Source organism: Streptomyces sp. NPDC002690, assembly GCF_053592415.1.
On sequence record NZ_JBSFVR010000465.1, the window covers coordinates 1 to 5074 of the forward strand.

General features: G+C 68.3%; 2 protein-coding genes. Both read left to right on the top strand.

All coding sequences use genetic code 11. The features are described 5' to 3' along the window. Positions 1 to 278: enolase C-terminal domain-like protein (locus tag ACWD3D_RS33385; RefSeq protein ID WP_451464462.1), on the top strand; the 278-nt coding region annotated here is incomplete at its 5' end. Between the two features lie 394 nt (positions 279 to 672). Further along, positions 673 to 4959, top strand: a complete 4287-nt coding sequence (locus ACWD3D_RS33390) for a discoidin domain-containing protein (protein ID WP_451464463.1) — start codon at positions 673 to 675, stop codon at positions 4957 to 4959. The last annotated feature ends 115 nt before the right edge of the window (positions 4960 to 5074 follow it).

Consider the following 5074-nt stretch of genomic DNA (forward strand, 5'->3'; position numbering starts at 1 on the left):
CGCACGGGCCGGAGGACATCTCGCCGGTGGGCATGGCGGCGGCGGTCCACCTGGACCTGGCCGTGCACAACTTCGGCATCCAGGAGTACTCGGGGCACTCCGCGCTCACCGGGGAGGTGTTCCGGCACGCCTATACGTTCACCGACGGGCACCTGCACCCGGGCGAGGTCCCCGGCATCGGTGTGGAGCTCGACGAGGAGCTGGCCGCCGCCCACCCGTACGAGCCCGCCTATCTGCCGGTCAACCGCCTCCAGGACGGCACCGTCCACGACTGGTGAGCCCCGGGGGCCGGCCTGTCCCCCTCATCCTCCCGCTCTTCCGCCGATGCCCCGGACCGTCGCGTTCCCACCCGCCGCGGTCCGGGGCATCGGCGTTTCCACGCTCGGCCCGTCTTGCGCAAGAACGCAACCGGCTTCCATCGCTTGCGGCGAACTTGCATTTCCTGACAGCGCGGACGAAAGCCCCTGATCGCAGTGGGTGTTGACCGATCGCGCCACTCCATCACGGCAATCGATACCTACGCGACCGGTAGACGGACCTCCAGATATCTGCAACCCTCTGACCGCTCCTCGCAAAAGATGTAGTGCATGACGCATAAATTCAATCCTCCCTGCACATCGACTGAGCCGCGCCTCGCCTCCGTCAGGGGCGAGGCCGAGGGATCGGGGATCCATGAGAGCGAAACGCTGGAGAGCGCGCGGTCTGTCCGCAGTGGTCGTCACCAGCCTGCTGACCGTCGGATGGCCCGCGCTGACCGCCGCGGCGGCCACGGGGCCGAACGCGGCCTCGGGCCTGCCGGCCAAGGCGAGCAGCGCACGGGCGAAGAACACCGCAGCCGGCATCACCGACGGAGACCAGGGCACCTACTGGCAGGCCGCGAAGAGCGACCAGCCCCAGTGGGTGCAGACCGATCTGGGATCCACCGTCCGGACGGACGGGGTCGTACTGAAACTCCCGGCCGGGTGGGCGAGCCGCACCCAGACCCTCGCCGTCCAGGGCAGCACCGACGGCACCAGCTTCACCACCCTGAAGAGCTCCGCCACATACGCCTTCAGTCCGGGGCAGGCCAACGCGGTCACCGTGAACTACCCTGCGACCAAGGCACGTTACGTACGGATCGCGATCACGGACAACTCCGTCGCCGACGCCGCGCAGCTCTCCGAGCTGGAGGTCGAGGTCGCCGCCGCGTCCTCGGTGAACCTGGCGAGCGGTCGCACCATGTCGGAGAGCAGCCACACCGACGTGTACCCGGCGTCCAACGCCAACGACGGCAACAAGTCGACGTACTGGGAGAGCGCCAACAACGCGTTCCCGCAGTGGATCCAGGCGGATCTCGGCTCCGCCGTGCGGGTCGACCGGGTGGTCCTGAAGCTCCCGGACAGCTGGGGGCCGCGCAGTCAGACGCTGAAGATCCAGGGCAGCACGAACAACTCGGCCTTCACGGACCTCACCGCCTCGCAGGCGTACACCTTCGACAGCGCGGGAGGTCAGACGGTCACCATCACCTTCGACGCCACCACCACGCGTTACGTGCGCGCCCTGTTCACCGCGAACAGCGTGCAACCGGGCGCTCAGGTCTCCGAGTTCGAGGTCTACGGCCCCGAGACGGGCGACACCCAGGCACCGTCCGCGCCGTCCGGCCTGGCCTTCACGGAGCCCGCGAGCGGTCAGATCAAGCTGACCTGGAACGCCTCCACCGACAACACCGCCGTCACCGGCTACGACATCTACGCCAACAACACGCTGCTGAGCAGTGTGGCGGGCGGGGTGACCACGTTCACCGACAACCGGCCCGCGAACCAGACCGTCTCGTACTACGTGCGGGCCAAGGACGCGGCCGGGAACCAGTCGGGCAACAGCAACACCGTCACCCGGCAGGCGAGCAGCGGGGACACCACGGCGCCGACCGCCCCCTCCGGGCTGGCGCTGACCGAGCCGGCGAGCGGCCAGATCAAGCTGACCTGGAACGCCTCCACCGACAACACCGCCGTCACCGGCTACGACATCTACGCCAACAACGCCCTGCGGGGCAGCGTCGGCGGCTCGGTGACGACGTACACCGACGCGCAGCCCGCCTCGGCCACGGTCACCTATGTGGTCCGGGCGAAGGACGCGGCGGGCAACCAGTCGACGGCCAGCAACTCCGTGACCCGCAACGGTTCGGGGACCACCGGCTCCAACCTGGCGGTGTCCAAGCCGATCACCGCTTCGTCGTACGTGCACACCTACGTCGCGACGAACGCCAACGACAACAACGTGACGACCTACTGGGAAGGTGCCGGGGGCAGTTACCCCAACACCCTGACCGTGCAGCTGGGTTCCAACGCGGACCTGAGCTCCCTGGTGCTGAAGCTCAACCCGGACAGCGCGTGGGGAGCCCGGACGCAGACCTTCGAGGTGCTCGGGCGGGAGCAGAGCGCGAGCTCCTTCACCAGCCTGGCCGCCTCGAAGAGTTACTCCTTCGACCCGGCGAGCGGTAACACCGTCACCGTGCCGGTGTCCGGCCGAGTGGCCGACGTGCAGCTGAAGTTCACCGGCAACTCCGGCTCATCGGCCGGGCAGGTGGCGGAGTTCCAGGTGATCGGAGTACCGGCACCCAACCCGGACCTCGAAGTCACCGGTGTGACGTCCACGCCCTCCGCCCCGGTGGAGTCGGACGCCATCAGCCTCGGCGCCACGGTGCGCAACAGCGGCGCGGTCGCGTCGCCCGCCACCAAGGTGGACCTGCTGCTCGGCGGTTCCAAGGTCGCCACCGCTTCGGTCGGTGCTCTCGCGGCCGGGGCGTCGACCACGGTCAGCGCCTCCATCGGCACGCGTGAGGCGGGGAGTTACCCGCTGGGCGCGGTGGTCGACCCGGCGGGCGAGGTGATCGAGCAGAACGAGTCCAACAACACCTACAACCGCACCGATCCCCTCGTGGTGAAGCCGGTCTCCAGCTCCGACCTGGTCGCCTCGGTGAACACCACGCCGTCCAGCCCTTCGGCCGGTGACGCGGTGACCTTCGACGTGGCGATCAAGAACCAGGGGTCGATCGCCTCGGCGAGCGGCAGCCACGGAGTGACCCTCGCGGTGCTCGACTCGAACAACACGACCGTGAAGACCTTGACGGGCGCGTTCTCGGGGACCATCGCGGCCGGAGCGACCGCGGCCTCGGTGAAGCTCGGCCCGTGGACGGCGGCCAACGGCTCGTACACCGTGAAGGTGACGCTCGCCGACGACGCCAACGAGCTGCCGGTGAAGCGGACGAACAACGTCTCCACCCAGTCGCTGTTCGTCGGCCGCGGCGCCAACATGCCGTACGACACGTACGAGGCGGAGGACGCCACGACCGGCGGCGGCGCCCAGGTGGTCGGCCCCAACCGCACGGTGGGCGACATCGCCGGTGAGGCGTCCGGCCGCAAGGCGGTGAACCTCGACGCGACCGGCGAGTACGTCGAGTTCACCACCCGGGCTGCCACCAACTCGCTGGTGACCCGGTTCTCCATCCCCGACGCCCCGGGCGGCGGGGGCATCGACTCCACGATCGACGTCTACGTCGACGGGGTCCTGAAGAAGGCGCTCCCGCTGACCTCCCGGTACGCCTGGCTGTACGGCGCCGAGGCGGGTCCCGGCAACTCCCCCTCGGCGGGCGGGCCCCGGCACATCTACGACGAGGCGCACCTGCTGCTCGGTGAGACCGTGCCGGCGGGAGCCAAGATCCGGCTGCAGAAGGACGCCGCGAACACCTCCACCTACGCGATCGACTTCGTCAGCCTGGAGCAGGCCACGGCTGTCGCCAACCCCGACCCGGCGGCCTACGCGGTACCGGCCGGCTTCACCCACCAGGACGTCCAGAACGCCCTGGACCGGGTGCGGATGGACACCACCGGCAAGCTGGTCGGCGTCTACCTTCCGACGGGCGACTACCAGACCTCGTCCAAGTTCCAGGTGTACGGCAAGGCGGTGAAGGTGGTCGGCGCGGGGCCCTGGTTCACCAGGTTCCAGGGACCGGCCGGGCAGGAGAACACCGACATCGGGTTCCGCGCGGACTCGACCGCGAACGGGTCGTCGTTCTCGGGCTTCGCCTACTTCGGCAACTACACCTCGCGGATCGACGGTCCGGGCAAGGTGTTCGACTTCGCGGGCGTCTCCGACATCGTGATCGACAACATCTGGGTCGAGCACATGGTGTGCATGTACTGGGGCGCCAACACGGACCGGATGACCATCAAGAACTCCCGCATCCGGGACACGTTCGCCGACGGCATCAACATGACCAACGGCTCGACGGACAACCTGGTCTCCAACAACGAGGCCAGGGCGACCGGTGACGACAGCTTCGCGCTCTTCTCGGCGATCGACGCCGGCGGGGCGGACATGAAGAACAACGTCTTCGAGAACCTGACGTCGATCCTCACCTGGCGTGCCGCGGGCATCGCCGTGTACGGCGGTTACGACAACACCTTCCGCAACCTGCGGGTCGCGGACACCCTCGTCTACGCGGGAATCACCATCTCCTCGCTGGACTTCGGGTACCCGATGAACGGGTTCGGCACCGGGCCCACCGCGCTGGAGAACATCTCCCTGGTACGGACCGGTGGTCACTTCTGGGGGTCGCAGACCTTCCCGGCCATCTGGGTGTTCTCCGCCTCGAAGGTGTTCCAGGGCATCAGGGTCAGCCACGTGGACATCGTGGACCCGACCTACAGCGGGGTGATGTTCCAGACCAACTACGTGGGCGGGCAGCCGCAGTTCCCGATCAAGGACACGATCTTCACGGACGTCTCGATCTCGGGGGCCCGTAAGAGCGGGGACGCCTTCGACGCGAAGTCCGGCTTCGGTCTCTGGGCGAACGAGCTGCCGGAGTCGGGCCAGGGACCCGCGGTCGGTGAGGTCACCTTCAACGGTCTGCGGCTCTCCAACAACGCGGTGGACATACGGAACACCACCTCCACCTTCAAGATCAACGTCAACCCGTAAGGAGCGGATCGGCAGAAGGTACGGGCCGTCGTGGCGGGGTCGACCCGGCATCTCGGAGAGGGTGCGGACGGCCGTGGCGGCATCGTCCCAGTAGACCGAGATCAGGTCGAAGGGG